1 protein-coding gene is annotated in these 461 nt (G+C 59.4%); it reads right to left on the bottom strand.

What is annotated here, in order from left to right:
- Window positions 1-461, bottom strand: a 461-nt coding sequence (locus tag ACTQ3V_RS15715) for an ATPase, T2SS/T4P/T4SS family (RefSeq protein ID WP_441468306.1), incomplete at both ends; no start/stop codon positions are given.

Here is a 461-nt window from a genome sequence, read left to right as displayed (position 1 = left end):
ATGGTGAAGATCCGCTTGCGGTCGGGAATGGTGGACATGAGCCAGCCCGCCACGGTGGTTTTGCCGGAGCTGGTGGCGCCAGCCACACAGATGGACACGCCATAGCGCAGGCAGGCGGACAGAAAGTCCAGCATTTCCTCCGTAGCGGTTCCGCTGCCCACAAAGTCCTCCTTGGTCAGATTCTTGGGATTGACGATTCGGATGGAGGCCGCAACACCTGCGTCCTCGTCCAGCACGGGGGTCTTAATGACCGAAACACGGATGTTTTTGGCCAGACGGGAGGTGATGATGGGACTGGCGTTGTCCAGCACCTTGCCGGAGTTCTGCAGCATACGGCGGATGACATTGGCCGCATGGTCCGGCGAGTCAAAGTGTTCCTCCAGCTTGACGGTGCGGCCGTCGGAATATTGGATCTCGATGTCCCGCCAGGAATTGATGTCGATCTCCTCGATGCCGTCTGC

This window comes from Candidatus Agathobaculum pullicola (assembly GCF_052117205.1).
Taxonomy (GTDB): domain Bacteria; phylum Bacillota; class Clostridia; order Oscillospirales; family Butyricicoccaceae; genus Agathobaculum; species Agathobaculum pullicola.
This window is presented reverse-complemented; position numbering and strand designations above follow the sequence as displayed.